Here is a 17,860-nt window from a genome sequence, read left to right as displayed (position 1 = left end):
GATGCGTTGCCTTACCGGGCTATCAAGTCTTTTCTATAAGCCTTCTCACGTATTCATAATCCTCAGAGAATCCGCGCACCTGGCAAGCTAGGGTTTTACTTGAAGCTTGCGGCTTGAGGCTTGTAGCCGCTCTAACGGGCGGGCACAAAAAAGGGCGACCGAAGTCGCCCTTTTTTACAGCTGGAAAGGCTTAGTTGCCCTTGCCTTCCATCTGCTGCTTGATCAGATCACCAATGGTGGTCGGACCAGCGGCCAGCATTTCCTGCTTACGCAGATCCTGCATGGCTTCTTTCTCGTCTTCAACGTCCTTCGCCTTGATGGACAGGCTGATAACGCGGCTCTTGCGGTCGACACCAATGATCTTGGCTTCGACTTCATCGCCAACGTTCAGAACGTTGCGAGCGTCTTCGATACGGTCACGGCTGATTTCGGAGGCTTTCAGAGTGCCTTCGATGTCGTCGCCCAGAGTGATTACTGCACCCTTGGCATCAACTTCCTTGACGGTACCGGTGATGATGCTGCCTTTCTCGTTCAGGGAAACGAAGTTGGAGAACGGATCATCTTCCAGTTGCTTGACGCCCAGGGAGATACGCTCACGCTCCGGATCAACAGACAGGATGACAGTCTCGATCTCGTCGCCTTTCTTGAAGCGACGTACCGCTTCTTCGCCAGCTTCGTTCCAGGAGATGTCGGACAGGTGAACCAGACCGTCGATGCCGCCATCCAGACCGATAAAGATACCGAAGTCGGTGATGGACTTGATGGAACCGGAGATCTTGTCGCCCTTGTTGAACTTGCTGGAGAACTCTTCCCACGGGTTCATCTTGCACTGCTTGATGCCCAGGGAGATACGACGACGGTCTTCGTCGATGTCCAGAACCATGACTTCCACTTCGTCGCCAACGTTGACAACCTTGGACGGGTGGATGTTCTTGTTGGTCCAGTCCATTTCGGAAACGTGAACCAGGCCTTCAACACCTTCTTCCAGCTCGGCGAAGCAGCCGTAGTCGGTCAGGTTGGTGACCTTGGCAGTCACGCGAGTGCCTTCCGGATAACGACCGGTGATAGCGACCCACGGATCTTCGCCCAGTTGCTTCAGACCCAGGGAAACGCGGTTACGCTCACGGTCAAACTTCAGGACCTTGACGTCGATCTCGTCGCCAACGTTGACGATCTCGGACGGATGCTTGATACGCTTCCACGCCATGTCGGTAATGTGCAGCAGGCCATCGACGCCGCCCAGGTCGACGAACGCACCGTAATCGGTGAGGTTCTTGACGATACCCTTGACGACTTGACCTTCCTGCAGAGTTTCCAGCAGGGCTTCGCGCTCGGCGGAGTTCTCGGCTTCCAGGACAGCACGACGGGAAACGACAACGTTGTTGCGCTTCTGGTCCAGCTTGATGACCTTGAATTCCAGTTCCTTGTTTTCCAGGTGGGTGGTGTCACGTACGGGACGTACGTCAACCAGCGAGCCCGGCAGGAACGCACGGATGGTGTTGACGTCGACGGTAAAGCCACCTTTGACCTTGCCGTTGATGACGCCCTTGACGACTTCTTCTGCAGCGAAAGCAGCTTCGAGGACCTTCCACGATTCGGCGCGCTTGGCCTTCTCGCGGGACAGCTTGGTTTCACCGAAACCGTCTTCAACGGCATCCAGTGCAACGTGCACCTCATCACCCACAGCGATGGTCAGTTCACCCTGCTCGTCCAGGAACTGATCACGCGGGATGACACCCTCTGATTTCAGACCGGCGTGAACGGTGACCCAATCGGAGTCGATGTCCACAACGATACCAGTGATGATGGAGCCCGGCTCCATATCAAGGGTTTTTAGGCTTTCTTCAAAAAGTTCGGCAAAGCTTTCGCTCATTTGGAATCCTGTAAATTAAGTATTTGGGATGCTACCGCATAGCCGCTCAAGAGCGCGCTGTGCAGCCACTGTCCCGCCACGCCACCAGCTTGCGTGGGTTGATTATCTCAATGCGCCTTCCGGTGTCGCTGGTTGCCCGGAAAGTACCAACTGATCAGCCCAGCAAATTACGCTCAAGCGCCATTGCGTGGACTGTTTCAAGTACTTCTTCGATGCCCATCTGCGTGGAGTCGATCTGAATGGCATCGTCCGCCGGCTTGAGCGGAGCGACGCTGCGATTCATATCGCGCTCGTCACGTGCGACGATCTCATCTAGAAGACTCGCCAGATTAGCAGTTTCGCCCTTTTCGAGCAACTGTCGATGACGACGGGACGCACGCTCCTGGGCGCTGGCCGTCAGATACACTTTAAGCTGGGCGTCGGCAAAGACCACTGTGCCCATATCGCGACCGTCAGCTACGAGACCGGGTGCCTCGCGAAACGCACGCTGACGCTGCAGCAGCGCGTCGCGCACGGCCGGCAGCGCCGCAACCTGAGAGGCGCCAGCGCCGACCGCTTCGGTGCGAATAGCCCGGCTGACGTCCTCGCCTTCCAGGATAATCTGCTGTTCGCGCCCGTCTTCGGCAGCAACAAACTGCACGTCCAGGTGCGCAGCCAAGGCCTCAAGCGCGGCTTCGTTGGTCAGATCAACCCCGTGATTGCGGGCGGCAAATGCCAGCAAACGATACAGCGCCCCCGAGTCGAGCAGATTCCAGCCAAGTCGGCGGGCCAGCAGACCGGCAATGGTCCCCTTGCCTGAGCCGCCGGGGCCGTCGATGGTAATGACGGGGGCCTGTTGATCAATCACGCGCTTTCCTCCAGTTGGACTTTCATGCCGACCGACTGCGCCAGTTCGACAAAGCCCGGGAACGACGTTGCCACGTTGGCGCAGTCCTTGATGTGAATATCACCGGTGGCGCGCAGCGCGGCTACCGAGAACGACATGGCAATACGGTGGTCTCCGTGGCTTTCAACGCTGCCACCGCCAATCGGGCCGCCGTCGATGATAATGCCATCCGGAGTCGGCTCCGCCTTGACGCCCAGCGCCTGCAGACCATCGGCCATGACTTGGATCCGGTCCGACTCCTTGACCCTCAGCTCTTCGGCGTCACGCAGGATGGTGCGCCCTTCGGCGCAGGCTGCTGCAACGAACAACACCGGGAACTCGTCGATTGCCAGCGGCACCTGGTCCACCGGGATATCGATACCTTTGAGCGGAGCGTAACGCACGCGAATATCGGCAACCGGCTCACCACCTACTTCGCGCTCGTTCAGCAACTCCAGGTTGCCGCCCATTTCGCGCAGGATGTTGATGATGCCGATGCGAGTCGGGTTGATGCCGACGTGCTCGAGCGTCAGATCCGCGCCCTCGCAGATGCTGGCGGCAACCATGAAGAACGCCGCAGAAGAGATATCTGCCGGCACGTCGATACGACAGGCAGTCAGCTTGTGACCTGACTCGATAGTGACGGTATCGCCATCGACTTTGACCGGATAACCGAAGCCCTTGAGCATGCGCTCGGTATGATCACGGGTCGGCGCTGGCTCGGTCACGGACGTGGTACCGGAGGCATACAGGCCGGCAAGCAGAATGCAGGACTTGACCTGCGCACTGGCCATCGGCATCTGATAATCCATGCCCATCATGCGACTGCCACCCTTGATACGCAGCGGCGGACGCCCTTCATCACCGGTTTCGATCTGCGCGCCCATCTCGCGCAGCGGCTTGGCCACCCGTCCCATCGGGCGCTTGGACAACGACGCATCGCCGGTCAGCACGGTGTCGAACTCCTGCCCCGCCAGCAGGCCGGAGAGCAGGCGCATGGAAGTACCGGAGTTACCCAGATATAGCGAGCCCGGCGGCGCCTTCAGGCCATGCAGACCCACACCATTGATCGTGACTCGACCATGATGCGGACCTTCGATAACCACACCCATATCGCGAAATGCCTGCAGTGTTGCCAGGCTGTCCTCACCCTCGAGAAAGCCCTCAACCTCGGTCACACCCTCAGCCAGGGAGCCGAGCATGATGGAGCGGTGGGAAATGGATTTGTCGCCCGGCACGCGAATGCGGCCGCTCACCTGCCCGCCAGGGCGCGCGATGAAATTGAATTCTTTGCTTTGCATAGGTTCCATGTAAGCCCTGCGGGCCAGAATAGTGCTGAAATGCTCTCGTGCCGACTTGGCTCGGGTAAACACACCGAGCAGCGTGTTGGCATCGCGGGTTTCCACCGCCTCACGCAGCCGACCCAGATCCTGAGTAAAGGCATCCAGGCTGCGAAGTACCGCATCCCGGTTGGCCAGAAACACATCGCGCCACATCACCGGATCACTCGCGGCAATGCGGGTAAAGTCCCGGAAACCACCTGCCGCGTATCGGAAAATCTCAAGATTCTCGTTACGCGACGCCAGCGTATCGACCAGCGAAAAGGCCAGCAGATGCGGCAGATGACTGGTGGCCGCCAGGACTTCGTCATGGTCGGCCAGTGACATCTGCTCCACATCGGCGCCCAGCGCCTGCCAGCAACGCTGCACCAGCTCGATGGCACTATCGGCCGTCTGCTCCAAAGGCGTCAAAATGACCTTATGATGACGAAACAGATCGGCGCGGGACGCTTCCACACCGCTCTTTTCAGAACCGGCGATCGGATGTCCCGGCACGAAGTTGGCCGGCACCTGTCCAAAAACCTCTTCTACCGCCAGCGCCACCGCACCCTTGGTACTTCCCACATCGGTCATTACCGCCTGACCGAGGTCCATCGCAGCCAACTGGGCCAGTACCGCGCGCATACCCAGCACTGGCACGGCCAGCATGATCAGATCGGCACCCCGGACGGCTTCCGCCAGATCCGCAGTCGTACCGTCAACCACACCAAGGGGAACAGCCTGACGACGGGCAACCGGGTCCAGATCACAACCAATGACTTCCCGACAAAGGCCGCTCTCGCGCATACCCTTGGCAAAAGAGCCGCCAATCAGCCCCAGACCGATAACAGCCAGGCGCCCGATTATCGGCGTGCCCTGTGACAGCGTGGTTACGTTAGACACGCGCCAGCACCTGCTTCAGGGCATCGAGAAAACGCTGGTTCTCGGCCGGCAAGCCTACGGTCACTCGCAGGTAATTCGACATGCCGTAGTTGGCCACCGGCCGCACAATCACACCCTCACGCAGCAGCCCCTGGAACACCGGAGCAGCCTCGCGCCCCAGATCAATAGCCAGGAAGTTGCCACGGGACGGAATCCAGCTAAGCCCAAGCGCGGCACATCCTTCTTCCAGCTGCTGCATGCCAATACGGTTGATGCGGCGACTTTCGATCAGGTACGCCTCGTCCTCCAGGGCAGCCAGCGCAGCGGCCAGCGCGAGGCTGTTGACATTGAACGGCTGACGCACCCGATTCAGTGCATCGGCAATCGCCGGATGTGACAGGCCGTAGCCCACCCGCAGCGCCGCCAGACCGTAGGCCTTGGAGAATGTGCGCGACACCAGCAGGTTGCTGTAGCGCCCGAGATAGTCGACACCGTTGGGAACGTCGTCGGTTTCAACGTACTCGGTATAGGCCTCGTCCAGCACGACTATCACGTTCTCGGGTACGCGATCCAGAAACGCTTCCAGCGCATCGCGCTCAATCCAGGTACCGGTCGGATTGTTCGGGTTGGCGATAAAGACCACGCGGGTAGACGGCGTGATGGCCGCCGCCATGGCGTCCAGATCATGCCCCCAGTCCTTTGCCGGCACCGATACCGCCTTGGCACCAACCGCCTGGGTCACAATCGGATACACCGCAAAGGCATGATCACTGAACACTACTTCATGTTCAGGCCCCACGAAGGCACGAGCAACCAGCTCAAGAATATCGTTGGAACCGTTACCCAAAGTAATACCGGCAGTATTCACTCCCGACTTCGCCGCCAACGCCTGCTTCAGCGCAAAGCCGTTACCGTCCGGATAACGAGTCAGCTCCGGCAACGCAGCGGCAATGGCCTCGCGCACCGCAGGGCTGGGACCAAGCGGGTTCTCGTTACTCGCCAGCTTGACGATATCCTGAGGGCGCAGCCCAAACTCGCGCGCCAATTCCTCTACCGGCTTACCCGGCACGTAAGGGGACAGCTTCTGCACGCCTGGACGCGCCAGGCTGAGAAAATCGCAACTCATAGAACACAAGCCTCAAGCTACAAGCAGCAAGCTTCAAGTCACACCAGGCCGCAGATGCTTGCAGCTTGCGGCTTGCAGCTTGTCGCTGATGATTTAGAGCACCGCCTTCGGATACGACCCCAGCACCTTGAGTGCCACCGAGTCGTCGTTGATCTTCTCCAGCACATCCTTGATCAGCGGATCGTGCTGATGACCGAAGAAATCGATAAAGAACACATAGGTCCACTTGCCGCTGCGCGACGGGCGGGTTTCGATGCGACTGAGATCAATGCCATTGGAATGGAACGGCTGCAGCAGATGATGCAGAGCACCCGGCTTGTTGCGCATGGAGACGATGATCGATGTCTTGTCGTCGCCAGTCGGCGGAACCTGCTGGTTACCGATGATCAAAAAGCGCGTGGAGTTGTCCGGGCGATCCTCGATCTTCTCGGCCAGACGGGTCAGACCGTAGAGGTCGGCCGCCATATCGCCGGCGATCGCCGCCGAGTTCCACTCGCCCTTGACCCGCCGCGCCGCATCGGCGTTGCTGGCAACCGCAACGCGCTCCACGTTCGGATAGTGGGCATCGAGCCATTTACGACACTGGGCCAGAGACTGGGCGTGGGAGTAGACGCGGGAAATCTTGTCGGTCTTGGTGTTCTCACCCACCAGCAGATGGTGGTGGATACGCAGCTCGACTTCACCGCAGATCACCAGATCATGCTCAAGGAAGCTGTCCAGCGTGTGATTGATCGCGCCTTCGGTGGAGTTCTCTACCGGCACCACACCGAAATGCACCGCGCCTGCAGCAACTTCACGGAAGATCTCGTCAATTGCCGCCATCGGCACACTGACCACCGAGTGACCAAAATGCTTGAGTGCAGCCGCTTGGGTAAAGGTGCCTTCCGGGCCGAGGTAGGCCACACGCAGCGGCTCTTCCAATGCCAGGCAGGCCGACATGATCTCACGGAACAGGCGGGCCATTTCTTCGTTATCGAGCGGCCCCTTGTTCAGCTCCATGATGTGCTTGAGCACCCAGGCTTCACGCTCGGGGCGATAGAACACCGGCTTGACGCCAGGCTCCAGCGCCTTCTGCTTGACCTGAGCGACCGTCTGCGCACAAGTTGCACGCTCACTGATCAGGTCAAGAATCTTTTCATCAATGGTGTCGATGCGCTTGCGCAGCGCCTTCAACTGATCTTCATCAGACATGAGTATCAACCGTGCTGCTGTTCGAACTCGGCCATATAGGCCACCAGAGCGTCAACCGCCGCTTGCGGCACCGCGTTGTAGATGGAGGCACGCATGCCGCCCACCGAACGGTGACCCTTCAGGTTCAGCAGGCCGCGCTCTTCTGCGCCAGCCAGGAAGGGTTTGTCCAGGCGATCATCGGCCAGACGGAACGGGATGTTCATCCAGGAGCGATCGGCCACGTTGATCGGGTTGGTGTACAGCTCGCTGGCATCAATCGCCGAGTACAGGGTTTTCTGCTTGGCATCGTTGACGCGCTTGACCGCCTCCAGACCGCCCTGCTCCTTCAGCCACTGGAAGATCAGGCCAGACAGGTACCAGGCAAAGGTCGGCGGCGTGTTGTACATCGAATCGTTCTTGGCGGCGACGGCGTAGTCCAGCATGGTCGGACAGCTGGCACGCGCTCGACCCAGCAGGTCTTCACGCACGATCACGACGACCAGACCGCTCGGGCCGATGTTCTTTTGCGCGCCGGCGTAGATCATGCCGAATTGCGATACATCAACCGGGCGCGACAGGATGGTCGAGGACATATCTGCTACCAGCGGCACCTCGCCGGTCTGCGGCACCCAGTTGAACTCGAGCCCGCCGATGGTCTCGTTCGGACAATAGTGCACATACGCCGCATCGGCGGCCAGCTGCCATTCATTCTGACCGGGAATCGCGAAGTAATCGTATGCCTTGGCGCTGCCGGCAACGTTCACGTTACCAAAGCGCGAGGCTTCCTCGATGGCTTTGCGCGACCAGATACCCGTGTCGATATAGTCAGCACTGCCGCCTTCGGGCATCAGGTTCAGCGGAATCTGGGCAAACTGCTGGCTGGCACCGCCCTGCAGGAACAGCACCTTGTAGTTATCAGGAATGGACATCAGGTCGCGCAGGTCCTGTTCGGCCTGCTGGGCGACGGCAACGAACTCATCACTGCGGTGACTCATTTCCATGATCGACAGGCCCTTGCCCTGCCAGTCAAGCAGCTCGGCCTGAGCCCGCTGCAACACCGCTTCCGGCAACGCGGCCGGCCCAGCACAGAAATTGAACAGACGCTTACTCACGATTACTCCTGATCATCCACGGGTTGCTGCTCATCACCTGCCGGGAGCTGGGCCTCGCCATCGGCGGCCGCCTCACCTTCCAGCTCAACATCTTCTTCGTCTTCGTCAGACGGTTCCTGCACGCGCTCCAGACCGACAAGCTTCTCTTCCGGCGCCAGGCGGATCAGCATGACGCCCTGGGTATTGCGCGACAGACTGGACACCTCGCTGACCCGGGTCCGGACCAGCGTACCCTGATCGGAAATCAGCATGATTTCCTCACCATCAACTACCTGTACAGCACCAACAAGCGGGCCATTGCGTTCATTGGACACCATCGCGATCACGCCCTGACCGCCACGACCGCGACGGGGGAACTCTTCCAGCACAGTGCGCTTGCCGTAGCCACGCTCGGAGGCAGTCAGAATCTGTGCTTCGCGCTCCGGAATCAGCATCGAGATCAGGCGCTGACCGGTCGGCAGGCGCATACCACGCACACCGCGGGCAGTACGCCCCATGGTGCGCACGTGGCGCTCCTTGAAGCGAATGACCTTGCCGCCGTCGGAGAACAGCATGATGTCGCGCGAACCATCGGTGATGGCTGCAGCGATCAGGGTGTCGCCTTCTTCGAGACGCAGCGCGATTAGACCGTTGCTGCGCGGGCGGCTGAATTGCACCAGCGGTGTTTTCTTCACGGTGCCGCGCGCGGTTGCCATAAAGATGTAGGCGCCGGTCGGCTCATCGCTGTCGTCATCGTCGCCATCTTCAGCATCAGCGTCAGCGTCATCGGACTCGACCTCAACAGCCTCGCCTTCGATCACACTGTTTTCATCATCCAGCTCTTCGCCTTCCTCGGCACTCTGTTGCTGCAACGCTTCCAGATCAATCTGCAGCATCGCGGTAATCCACTCGCCCTCTTCCAGCGGCAGCAAATTCACCAGCGGACGGCCGCGCGCAGTGCGCGAAGCCTCAGGAATTTCGTAGGTTTTCAGCCAGTAGACCTTACCGCGGCTGGAGAACAGCAGCAGCGTGGCGTGGCTGTTGGCAACCAGCAGGTGCTCGACGTAGTCTTCATCTTTCACACCGGTCGCCGCCTTACCACGACCACCCCGGCGCTGCGCCTGATAGTCGGTCAGCGGCTGGCTCTTCGCGTAACCACCATGGGAGATGGTAACCACACGCTCTTCTTCGGTAATCAGGTCAGCCAGGGTCAGATCCATGCGGGAAGCGACGATTTCAGTACGACGCGCGTCCCCGAAGGCTTCCTTGACCTGCTCCAGCTCCTCGACGATCACTTCCATCAGGCGCTCGTGGCTGTTGAGGATGCGCAGCAGCTCAGCAACCTGCTCGAGAATCTGCTGGTACTCGGTGAGCAGCTTTTCATGCTCCAGACCGGTCAGGCGATGCAGGCGCATGTCGAGAATCGCCTGGGCCTGTTCGGCAGACAGGTAGTACTGACCGTCGCGCAGGCCAAATTCCTCACCGAGCCCATCAGGGCGGCAGGATTCGGCACCAGCGCGCTCGACCATTTCGATCACCGTGCCCGGCGCCCAGGCAGTCGCCAGCAGGCGCTCCTTGGCTTCGGCCGGGGTCGGCGACTGCTTGATCAGCTCGATCACCGGATCAATGTTGGACAGCGCAACCGCCTGACCTTCGAGGATGTGACCGCGCTCACGGGCCTTGCGCAGCTCATACACGGTACGACGGGTAACCACCTCGCGGCGGTGGCGTACGAAGGCTTCCAGCAGCTCCTTTAGGTTCAGGATCTTAGGCTGGCCATCGAGCAGGCCGACCACGTTGATGCCGAAAACACTCTGCATCTGGGTCTGAGCATAAAGGTTGTTGAGGATAACCTCGGGCACTTCGCCGCGACGCAGCTCGATTACCACGCGAATACCGTCCTTGTCGGACTCATCGCGCAGCTCGGTAATACCCTCAAGCTTCTTCTCTTTTACCAGCTCGGCGATCTTCTCGATCAGACGTGCCTTGTTGAGCTGGTAGGGCAATTCGGAAATCACGATCTGCTGGCGACCACCAACCTTGTCGATATCTTCGATATGGCAGCGAGCACGGACGTAAATGCGACCGCGCCCGGTACGGTAGGCCTCAACAATGCCGGCACGGCCGTTGATGATACCGGCGGTCGGGAAGTCAGGCCCCGGAATGAACTCCATCAGCTCGTCGATGCTGATATCGGGATTGCTGATCACCGCCAGACAGCCGTTGATCACTTCGGTCAGGTTGTGCGGCGGAATGTTGGTCGCCATACCGACAGCGATACCACTCGAGCCGTTGACCAGCAGGTGCGGGATCTTGGTCGGCAGAACGTCTGGAATCTGCTCCTTGCCGTCGTAGTTGGGTACCCAGTCGACGGTTTCCTTGTCCAGATCGGCCAGCAGCTCATGGGTCAGCTTGGCCATCCGCACTTCGGTGTAACGCATTGCTGCCGCGTTATCGCCATCGATGGAACCGAAGTTGCCCTGACCGTCGACCAGCGGATAGCGCATGGAAAAGTCCTGCGCCATACGCACGATAGTGTCGTATACGGCAGAGTCACCGTGCGGGTGGTACTTACCGATCACGTCACCAACAACACGGGCCGACTTCAGGTACGGCTTGTTCCAGTCGTTGCCCAGTTCGCTCATCGCGTACAGCACGCGACGGTGCACCGGCTTGAGGCCATCGCGCACGTCCGGCAGTGCCCGTCCGACAATTACGCTCATCGCATAATCCAGATAGGACTGCTTCAGTTCGTCTTCGATATTGACTGGAAGGATCTCTTTGGCCAGTTCACCCATGAAACGGCATTCCTTTTATTGTCGGCAACCCATTGATGCCAATAGCATTAGTCACATGCGCAAGGAGGACGAACACGCCGACCAACCCGCACCGCAGGCCGAGGCCCGCAGCGGGACGCGTCCCGCCCGATCAAAGCGGCAGAGGATACCACAGACAACCCGCCGGCGGGAGCATGAAGCACACCTGCGCCAGCGTCTCAGTGCAGCTGACGCACACTCATCAGATTGGCAATTTTGCCCTCGTCCGGTTGCTCGATAATGCCCTTTTCAGTGACGATCGCGTCTATCAACTCGACCGGCGTCACATCCAGTGCCATCTCCCCGCCACCGAACCCACCGGGCGCACATCCCAACTGATCCGGCCTCAGATCATCAGCATCAGGCAAACTCGAATCAATGGTGGCTGTGGATGCCACCACCATAAAACGCAGACCGTGGTGCATTGCCAGAATGGCCAGCGCGTAGCTGCCCAATGGACCGATCACGTCGCCATTGGCCGCAATTTTCTCCGCGCCAACCACCACCCAGGTAACCCCGTCATATTTCATCAGCCGCCCGGCTTCGACGTCGGCATGCAAGGAGGCGGATACCCCGTCACGCACCAGCTCGAAGACACCCGCCTCCGCGTGCGGCATGGTTGAACGGGCCTCGTTGACCAGCACCTCGCCCACCAGCCCTGCCGCACTTGCAGAGCGCACGACCCCATAGGTGGTGCCACCACCGCCACCGGACAGGTCGCCACCATAGCCATGCAGCATGATCCGATGAACAGATGCCTTGTGGCGCCGCAACAGCTGCACCCCGAGCCGCGCCATCACCTGATTGGCCTCACGATCGGCGGCCTGAATAGCCTGCGCCGCCTGCAGCAGCCGCAGCGCCATATCATCCCCCGGCTTCGAACTGACAACCGTTTGACGCATGATGCCCAGCGCCCACTGCAATGCCGCTGCCATCGGCTGTATCGCCGCCAGTTCATCCATCAGCGGCTGCAATGCTTCCATCCAGGCAACCGGAGGAACCGGCCTGCGCGCAGCCAGCGCCAGCGCATAGGCTGCAGCGATCCCCAGCGCAGCCCCTCCGCAGACGGCGCCATCACGCATCAACGCCAGCACCTCGGCCGGCGCCGAGCAGGTAGCAACTGCCGGCTGACCATTAAGCGTGCGCAAATCCAGCACCCGGAGCTTTCCCTCGGGCAACCAGACCAAGCCCTGCAACGGATGGTCTACAGCTACAGTCTCTACATGCAACATGAGCGAATCCCCTATTTCGATGCGGCGACCTGTCAGCAACCGCCGCCACTTTCACGCTGCATTTGCGCACCACCAGCAGGTATACTTGCCGACCATGATGCAAGGTGAACTGAACATGACCACGCTGCCCCGCGAGCTCGACCTGCTGATCGTGCCACGCTGGATCGTGCCCGTTGTCCCGCACGGCCAGGTGCTTGAAGATCATGCCCTGGCAGTCCATCAGGGGCGCATCGTCGGCATGGTACCAGTGGCCTCCGCCAACGCGTTGAATCCGCGCGAGCGACGCGACCTGCCAGACCATGTCCTGATTCCGGGTCTGATCAACGCCCATGGCCACGCAGCGATGACGCTGTTCCGTGGTCTGGCCGACGATCTGCCACTGATGACATGGCTGACAGACCATATATGGCCCGCAGAAGGCCGCTGGGTCAACGCCGATTTTGTCCGTCTGGGCACTGACCTTGCGATTGCCGAGATGCTGCGCGGCGGCACGACCTGTTTTTCCGACATGTATTTCTTCCCGGACGTAGCCGCGGCCGCCGCCATGGACGCGGGTATCCGGGCCCAACTGTGCTTTCCGGTCATAGACAATCCGATACCGGGCGCACGCAATGCTGAAGAGGCCATTGCCAAGGGATTGCGCCTGCGCGATGACACCCGTCACAACGGCCTGATCAGCGTCGCGTTCGGCCCACACGCTCCCTACACCGTCGGCGATGAGAACCTGGCCCGCATCCGCACCCTGGCGGACGAACTGGACATGCCGATTCACATGCATCTCCACGAGACTGCCGGCGAGGTAGACGACGCGGTAGCGCAGACCGGCCTGCGCCCGTTGCGTCGCCTGCAACAGCTGGGTCTGCTGAGCCCGCGCCTGCAGGCCGTGCATGTAACCGAGATCAACGACGACGACCTCGACCTGCTGGTCGAGCACGGCGTACAGCTGATCCACTGCCCCGAATCAAACCTGAAGCTGGCCAGCGGCATGATGCCGGTTCAGCGCCTGCTGGACGCCGGCCTGAATGTGGCGCTCGGCACCGACGGCGCCGCCAGCAACAATGATCTCGACATGCTTGGCGAAATGCGCACCGCTGCCATGCTGGCGAAGATCGTCGCCGGCGCCCCGACCGCACTGGATGCCCACAGCGCCCTGCACATGGCTACGCTCGCCGGCGCACGTGCGCTGGGACTGGAGGAGGAAACCGGCTCCATCGAAGTCGGCAAGGCCGCCGACCTGACCGCAGTCAACCTGTCCGGTCTGGCCCAGCAGCCGCTCTATCATCCCGTGTCCCAACTGCTTTATACCTGCAGCGCCAGCCAGGTCAGTGATGTCTGGGTTGCCGGGCGCTGCAAGCTGCGTGACGGACAACTGACCGAAATCGATCCACAACCCATTCTGCAGCAGGCTCGCAGCCTGGCTGAACTCATCGCCAAAGGGGATACCCATGAGTCTTAACGTCGATCGCGCCGAAATCGCCAAGTTTGAAGCGTTGGCCAGCCGCTGGTGGGACCGCAACAGCGAGTTCAAACCACTGCACGAAATCAACCCGCTGCGTACCAACTGGATCGATGAGCGCGTTGGTCTGGCGGGCAAGAAGGTACTGGATGTAGGTTGCGGTGGCGGCATTCTGGCCGAAGCCATGGCCCAGCGCGGAGCCCAGGTCACCGGCATCGACATGGGCGAAGCGCCGCTGGCCGTGGCCCGCCTGCATCAGCTCGAATCCGGCGTCAGCGTCGAGTACCAACAAAGCACCGCCGAAGAGTTCGCCGAGCAACACGCCGGCACCTTTGACGTGGTGACCTGTCTGGAGATGCTGGAGCACGTACCCGACCCGGGCTCGGTCATTCGCGCCTGCACCCGCCTGCTCAAGCCCGGCGGCCAGGTGTTCTTCTCGACCATCAACCGCAACCCCAAGTCATTCCTGTTCGCCATCGTCGGCGCCGAATACGTCCTGCGCATGCTGCCGCGCGGCACCCACGAGTTCGCCAAGTTCATTCGTCCGGCCGAGCTGGGCGGCTGGATTCGTGACGCCGGGCTGGACCTTCACGACATCACCGGCCTGACCTACAACCCGCTGACCCGCACCTACAAACTCGGCAGCGATGTCGACGTGAACTACATGGTCTACTGCCAGCTGGGAGCCGACGCCTGATGCTCAGCGGCGTTCTGTTTGATCTGGACGGCACCCTGTTGGACACCGTTGACGACTTCATGGCCGTCATCGACGCCATGCTGGACGACCACCAGCGTCCACGCGTGGCACCGGCGCTGATCCGCGCCCAGGTATCCGACGGCTCCATCGGCATGCTGTCAGCCGCCTTTGCCACGCGCCCGGGCGAGCCCGGCTTTGATGCCCTGCGGGAGGAATTTCTCAGTCGCTACGAGCAGGCCTTGAGCGTGCACACTCGACCGTTCCCCGGCATCCTGTCGCTGCTCGACTGGCTGGAAGCCGAGGGCCTGCCCTGGGGTGTTGTGACCAACAAGCTGAGTCGTTTCAGCATACCGCTGATGGAACAGATTGGTCTGGCCGAGCGCTGCGCCAGCCTGGTCTGCCCGGATCAGGTCAGTCGAGGCAAGCCGCACCCGGAACCGGTGCTCAAGGCCTGCGCCGAGCTCGGCGCCGATCCGCAACGCTGCGTCTTCATAGGCGACCACCTGCGCGATATTCAGGCGGGCCAGGCAGCCGGACTGACAACCATAGCCGCACTCTACGGCTATCTGCCGCCAGACGAAGACCCTGCAAGCTGGCAGGCTACCCACAGTGTTCAAACCGCCAGCGATCTGCAGCCCTGGCTGCGCGGCCGGCACAACCCGGAGACAATGCATGTTTGACTATACCGCCCCCGCCGACCTGCTGGCCGGACGCGTGATTCTGATTACCGGCGCCGGCGATGGCATCGGCCGCGCCTGCGCGCTGAGTTGTGCCGCCCATGGCGCGACAGTTGTGCTGGTGGGCCGTACCCAGAGCAAACTGGAAGAGGTATACGACGCCATTGAGGCAGCCGGTCATCCGCAACCGGCGTTGTGCCCGCTGAATCTGGAAACAGCAACGGAAAAGGACTACGAAGACCTGGCCGACCAGCTGTTCGATACCTTCGGCAAACTCGATGGCCTGGTACACAACGCCGCCGAACTCGGGCCGCGCACCCTGCTGGACAACGTCAAGGCGGATGCCTGGATGCGGGTAATGCAGGTCAACGTCAATGCTCCCTTCCTGCTGACCAAGGCCATGATGCCGCTGCTTAGAGCGTCCGCGGATGCCTCCGTGGTTCTGCTCTCATCCAGCGTCGGCCGCAAGGGGCGCGCCTACTGGGGACCCTACGCCGTCAGCAAGTTTGCAGTGGAAGGCATGATGCAGGTTCTGGCTGACGAGCAGGACGGCACCAGCCATATCCGTGTCAACAGCCTGAACCCGGGAGCCACGCGCACACGCATGCGGGCCAAGGCCTATCCGAACGAGCCGGTAGAAACCAATCCGGCGCCGGATGCCATCATGCCCGCATTTCTCTATTTGCTCGGCCCCGATAGCCAGGATTGCAATGGTCAGGCGATCGACGCCCAGTAAGACGGGATATTGACGATCCCTTGCCGCGCCACCATCGCCGCCCCGGTCGAGGGCGGCATTTTTTTGCCGCAAGCAGCCATAACCCAGAACAAATAAATACTAAGGCATTGATTATAAAGAACTTTAAATAATGGCACATTGCTTGCTTTACCTACCTTGTCAGTAGACTAGCGGATAAAGCAATCATGCCAGTTCAGGGAAATACCATCGACTTCGACTTGGCGCGCGTAAAGCTCGGTCAAACCTGCTCGCAGCGACGTCGCAACGGCAAGCCCAATATCACCCTGCAGGACACCCGACGCGAGTTGACCCAAACGCTGCAAACCAGCCTTGAGCTTGAGCGCGTGCTGGGCATGTTTTACGACGCCTTGCGCGAGCTGCTGTATATCGATGGGCTGGAGTATCGCCATACCGGCGCAGCCAGCCCGATTCTTCATGGACACTACGGAATCCACCGTTGCAGCTATCGCATGTCGCACGCCGGAGATTACCTGGGAGAACTGCAATTGAGTCGTCAGACGCGGTTCGACGAGGCTGAGCTCGTCAGCATTGAGGGACTGCTGGCCACCCTGCTGTTCCCCCTGCGCAACGCACTTCTCTACCGAGAAGCTCTGACCTGCGCGCTGAACGATGCGCTCACTGGTGCAGGCAACCGGCTCGCGCTCAACCAGAACCTGGAACGCGACATTCGCAGCAGCAAACGCAGCGGGCAGCCGCTCTCACTGCTGGTACTGGATGTTGACCACTTCAAAAGCGTCAATGACAACTACGGTCACGCATACGGAGATGAGGCGCTAAAGGCCGTAGTCGACTGCGTCACAGCGACATTGCGAAACGTAGACGGGCTTTATCGATTGGGCGGCGAGGAATTCGTGGTCCTGCTGAACAACACTGACGCCGACGCCTGCAACCTGGTAGCCGAGCGCATCCGACAATCGATTGAACAGTTGCAGTTCCAGATTGACGGCCAGCCACTGCCAATGACGGCCAGCCTTGGCCATGCCACGCTGCGACCCACCGACGACGCACGCAGCCTGCTGGATCGCGCAGACCAGCGCATGTATGCGGCAAAGCGCAATGGCCGCAATCAGGTTGTCGGGGAAGAGTAGGAAAGAGATAGCAAGAAACGGGGCGACGAGCGCCGCCCCGTCCAGACTCAGTGAGTCTGTGCCGGCTTGTTCGCCAGATAGTCTTCAAACAGCAGATTGGCATTGCCCAGCGACATCAGGTGGGCGTAAACCCAGCCGAGGAACCCGGCCTTATTCAATGCCAGGACCTGCTCGTCAGCCAGTGCCAGGAAGCGCTCTTCATCAACGGCGTGGAAGTCCTTCAGGACAAAACTCTCGCCACTGACATGGGTCAGCTTCAACGTACGCGGTACCAGCAGATCCATTTCCCGCAGCATTGCAACGAACTGGCGGGTGCGCTGCATTTCGGCGGTGAAGTTCTGCAGGAACTGGATCATCTCGTCCAGATAGGGGCTGTTCTCACCGGACTCGGCAAACAGCTCACGGCCTTCCTCTTCGTTCCAGCCGGCATAGGCCTCATCAAAGCAGACCGTAAACTCATCGTTGTCCGATTGAGCAAGCACAAAAGGATAGCGACGAATGAACGCGGGCACGTATGTGTTGCTGCGCCACTGCCCGGAATCGCCAACGAAACTGTTCAATCCCTGTTTTAGACCCATCAACGCAATCGGACTGAGCCCATCGCCTTCACCGATAAATACAATGGGATAACTGCGTGCAGCCTGGAAAAACTCCAGACCAGCCAGCGGCACAATGTGTGTGCCTGCGGCAAACTCGCAACCCTTATCGGTTTTCAGCTTGAGCGCCTTGTGCTGATCACGATTGAGCGCCTTGATTTCCTTGTAAAGCAACAACGTTGACATCCTTCTACTCCCTGTCCGGACTTGGATCC

At 60.2% G+C, this 17,860-nt stretch carries 14 protein-coding genes; 5 read left to right on the top strand and 9 right to left on the bottom strand.

From position 1 onward, the window contains the following. Nucleotides 1-190: 190 nt before the first annotated feature. The 8 genes from rpsA to B7O88_RS03385 form a co-directional block, all read right to left on the bottom strand. Nucleotides 191-1,873 (bottom strand): 30S ribosomal protein S1, encoded by a 1,683-nt coding sequence (rpsA, locus tag B7O88_RS03420; protein ID WP_088273772.1) that lies wholly within the window; start codon nt 1,871-1,873, stop codon nt 191-193. 154 nt (nt 1,874-2,027) lie between these two features. Further along, entirely contained in the window at nt 2,028-2,717 is a 690-nt protein-coding gene (gene cmk / locus B7O88_RS03415; RefSeq protein WP_088273939.1) for a (d)CMP kinase, read from the bottom strand. Continuing rightward, nucleotides 2,717-4,960: a bifunctional prephenate dehydrogenase/3-phosphoshikimate 1-carboxyvinyltransferase gene (locus B7O88_RS03410; protein ID WP_088273771.1), complete on the bottom strand. Its 2,244-nt coding sequence runs from the start codon at nt 4,958-4,960 to the stop codon at nt 2,717-2,719. The genes cmk and B7O88_RS03410 overlap by 1 nt, the downstream gene beginning before the upstream one ends. Continuing rightward, nucleotides 4,953-6,065 carry a histidinol-phosphate transaminase gene (hisC, locus tag B7O88_RS03405; protein WP_088273770.1) on the bottom strand — a complete coding sequence of 371 codons (1,113 nt, stop codon included), beginning with the start codon at nt 6,063-6,065 and terminating at the stop codon, nt 4,953-4,955. The genes B7O88_RS03410 and hisC overlap by 8 nt, the downstream gene beginning before the upstream one ends. Before the next feature lie 93 nt (nt 6,066-6,158). After that, nucleotides 6,159-7,256, bottom strand: coding sequence for a prephenate dehydratase (gene pheA, locus B7O88_RS03400; protein WP_088273769.1), 1,098 nt, complete (start codon nt 7,254-7,256; stop codon nt 6,159-6,161). Between the two features lie 5 nt (nt 7,257-7,261). After that, nucleotides 7,262-8,347: a 3-phosphoserine/phosphohydroxythreonine transaminase gene (serC, locus tag B7O88_RS03395; protein WP_088273768.1), complete on the bottom strand. Its 1,086-nt coding sequence runs from the start codon at nt 8,345-8,347 to the stop codon at nt 7,262-7,264. Between the two features lie 2 nt (nt 8,348-8,349). Next, nucleotides 8,350-11,124, bottom strand: a complete 2,775-nt coding sequence (gyrA, locus tag B7O88_RS03390) for a DNA gyrase subunit A (RefSeq protein ID WP_088273767.1) — start codon at nt 11,122-11,124, stop codon at nt 8,350-8,352. Between the two features lie 197 nt (nt 11,125-11,321). Further along, nucleotides 11,322-12,374, bottom strand: coding sequence for a translation initiation factor eIF-2B alpha/beta/delta subunit family protein (locus tag B7O88_RS03385; protein ID WP_088273766.1), 1,053 nt, complete (start codon nt 12,372-12,374; stop codon nt 11,322-11,324). A gap of 115 nt (nt 12,375-12,489) precedes the next feature. Here B7O88_RS03385 and B7O88_RS03380 point away from each other — a divergent pair, with 115 nt between their 5' ends. The 5 genes from B7O88_RS03380 to B7O88_RS03360 all read left to right on the top strand — a co-directional run bounded on the left by B7O88_RS03380 (nt 12,490) and on the right by B7O88_RS03360 (nt 17,049). Beyond that, nucleotides 12,490-13,830 carry a TRZ/ATZ family hydrolase gene (locus tag B7O88_RS03380; RefSeq protein ID WP_088273938.1) on the top strand — a complete coding sequence of 447 codons (1,341 nt, stop codon included), beginning with the start codon at nt 12,490-12,492 and terminating at the stop codon, nt 13,828-13,830. Beyond that, nucleotides 13,820-14,527, top strand: a complete 708-nt coding sequence (gene ubiG / locus B7O88_RS03375; RefSeq protein WP_088273765.1) for a bifunctional 2-polyprenyl-6-hydroxyphenol methylase/3-demethylubiquinol 3-O-methyltransferase UbiG — start codon at nt 13,820-13,822, stop codon at nt 14,525-14,527. The genes B7O88_RS03380 and ubiG overlap by 11 nt, the downstream gene beginning before the upstream one ends. After that, the gene (locus tag B7O88_RS03370; RefSeq protein ID WP_088273764.1) at nt 14,527-15,207 is read left to right on the top strand and encodes an HAD family hydrolase; all 681 of its coding nucleotides are present in this window, start codon (nt 14,527-14,529) and stop codon (nt 15,205-15,207) included. The genes ubiG and B7O88_RS03370 overlap by 1 nt, the downstream gene beginning before the upstream one ends. Beyond that, on the top strand, nt 15,200-15,940 hold the full coding sequence (locus B7O88_RS03365) for a YciK family oxidoreductase (RefSeq protein ID WP_088273763.1): 741 nt from the start codon (nt 15,200-15,202) through the stop codon (nt 15,938-15,940). Before B7O88_RS03370 ends, B7O88_RS03365 begins: the two co-directional genes overlap by 8 nt. Before the next feature lie 185 nt (nt 15,941-16,125). Beyond that, entirely contained in the window at nt 16,126-17,049 is a 924-nt protein-coding gene (locus tag B7O88_RS03360) for a GGDEF domain-containing protein (protein ID WP_088273762.1), read from the top strand. A 47-nt stretch (nt 17,050-17,096) separates the two neighbouring features. Here B7O88_RS03360 and B7O88_RS03355 read toward each other — a convergent pair whose 3' ends face one another. After that, nucleotides 17,097-17,831, bottom strand: a complete 735-nt coding sequence (locus tag B7O88_RS03355; RefSeq protein WP_088273761.1) for a SapC family protein — start codon at nt 17,829-17,831, stop codon at nt 17,097-17,099. Between the last annotated feature and the right edge of the window lie 29 nt (nt 17,832-17,860).

The organism is Halopseudomonas aestusnigri (genome assembly GCF_002197985.1).
Classification (GTDB): Bacteria; Pseudomonadota; Gammaproteobacteria; order Pseudomonadales; family Pseudomonadaceae; genus Halopseudomonas; species Halopseudomonas aestusnigri.
This window is presented reverse-complemented; position numbering and strand designations above follow the sequence as displayed.

Coding starts and splice junctions, on each gene's coding strand:
- gyrA (WP_088273767.1), bottom strand. CDS start 11,124: ATGGGTGAACTGGCCAAAGAGATCCTTCCAGTCAATATCGAAGACGAA.
- hisC (WP_088273770.1), bottom strand. CDS start 6,065: ATGAGTTGCGATTTTCTCAGCCTGGCGCGTCCAGGCGTGCAGAAGCTG.
- B7O88_RS03380 (WP_088273938.1), top strand. CDS start 12,490: ATGACCACGCTGCCCCGCGAGCTCGACCTGCTGATCGTGCCACGCTGG.
- pheA (WP_088273769.1), bottom strand. CDS start 7,256: ATGTCTGATGAAGATCAGTTGAAGGCGCTGCGCAAGCGCATCGACACC.
- B7O88_RS03370 (WP_088273764.1), top strand. CDS start 14,527: ATGCTCAGCGGCGTTCTGTTTGATCTGGACGGCACCCTGTTGGACACC.
- B7O88_RS03365 (WP_088273763.1), top strand. CDS start 15,200: ATGTTTGACTATACCGCCCCCGCCGACCTGCTGGCCGGACGCGTGATT.
- ubiG (WP_088273765.1), top strand. CDS start 13,820: ATGAGTCTTAACGTCGATCGCGCCGAAATCGCCAAGTTTGAAGCGTTG.
- B7O88_RS03355 (WP_088273761.1), bottom strand. CDS start 17,831: ATGTCAACGTTGTTGCTTTACAAGGAAATCAAGGCGCTCAATCGTGAT.
- B7O88_RS03385 (WP_088273766.1), bottom strand. CDS start 12,374: ATGTTGCATGTAGAGACTGTAGCTGTAGACCATCCGTTGCAGGGCTTG.
- B7O88_RS03360 (WP_088273762.1), top strand. CDS start 16,126: ATGCCAGTTCAGGGAAATACCATCGACTTCGACTTGGCGCGCGTAAAG.
- rpsA (WP_088273772.1), bottom strand. CDS start 1,873: ATGAGCGAAAGCTTTGCCGAACTTTTTGAAGAAAGCCTAAAAACCCTT.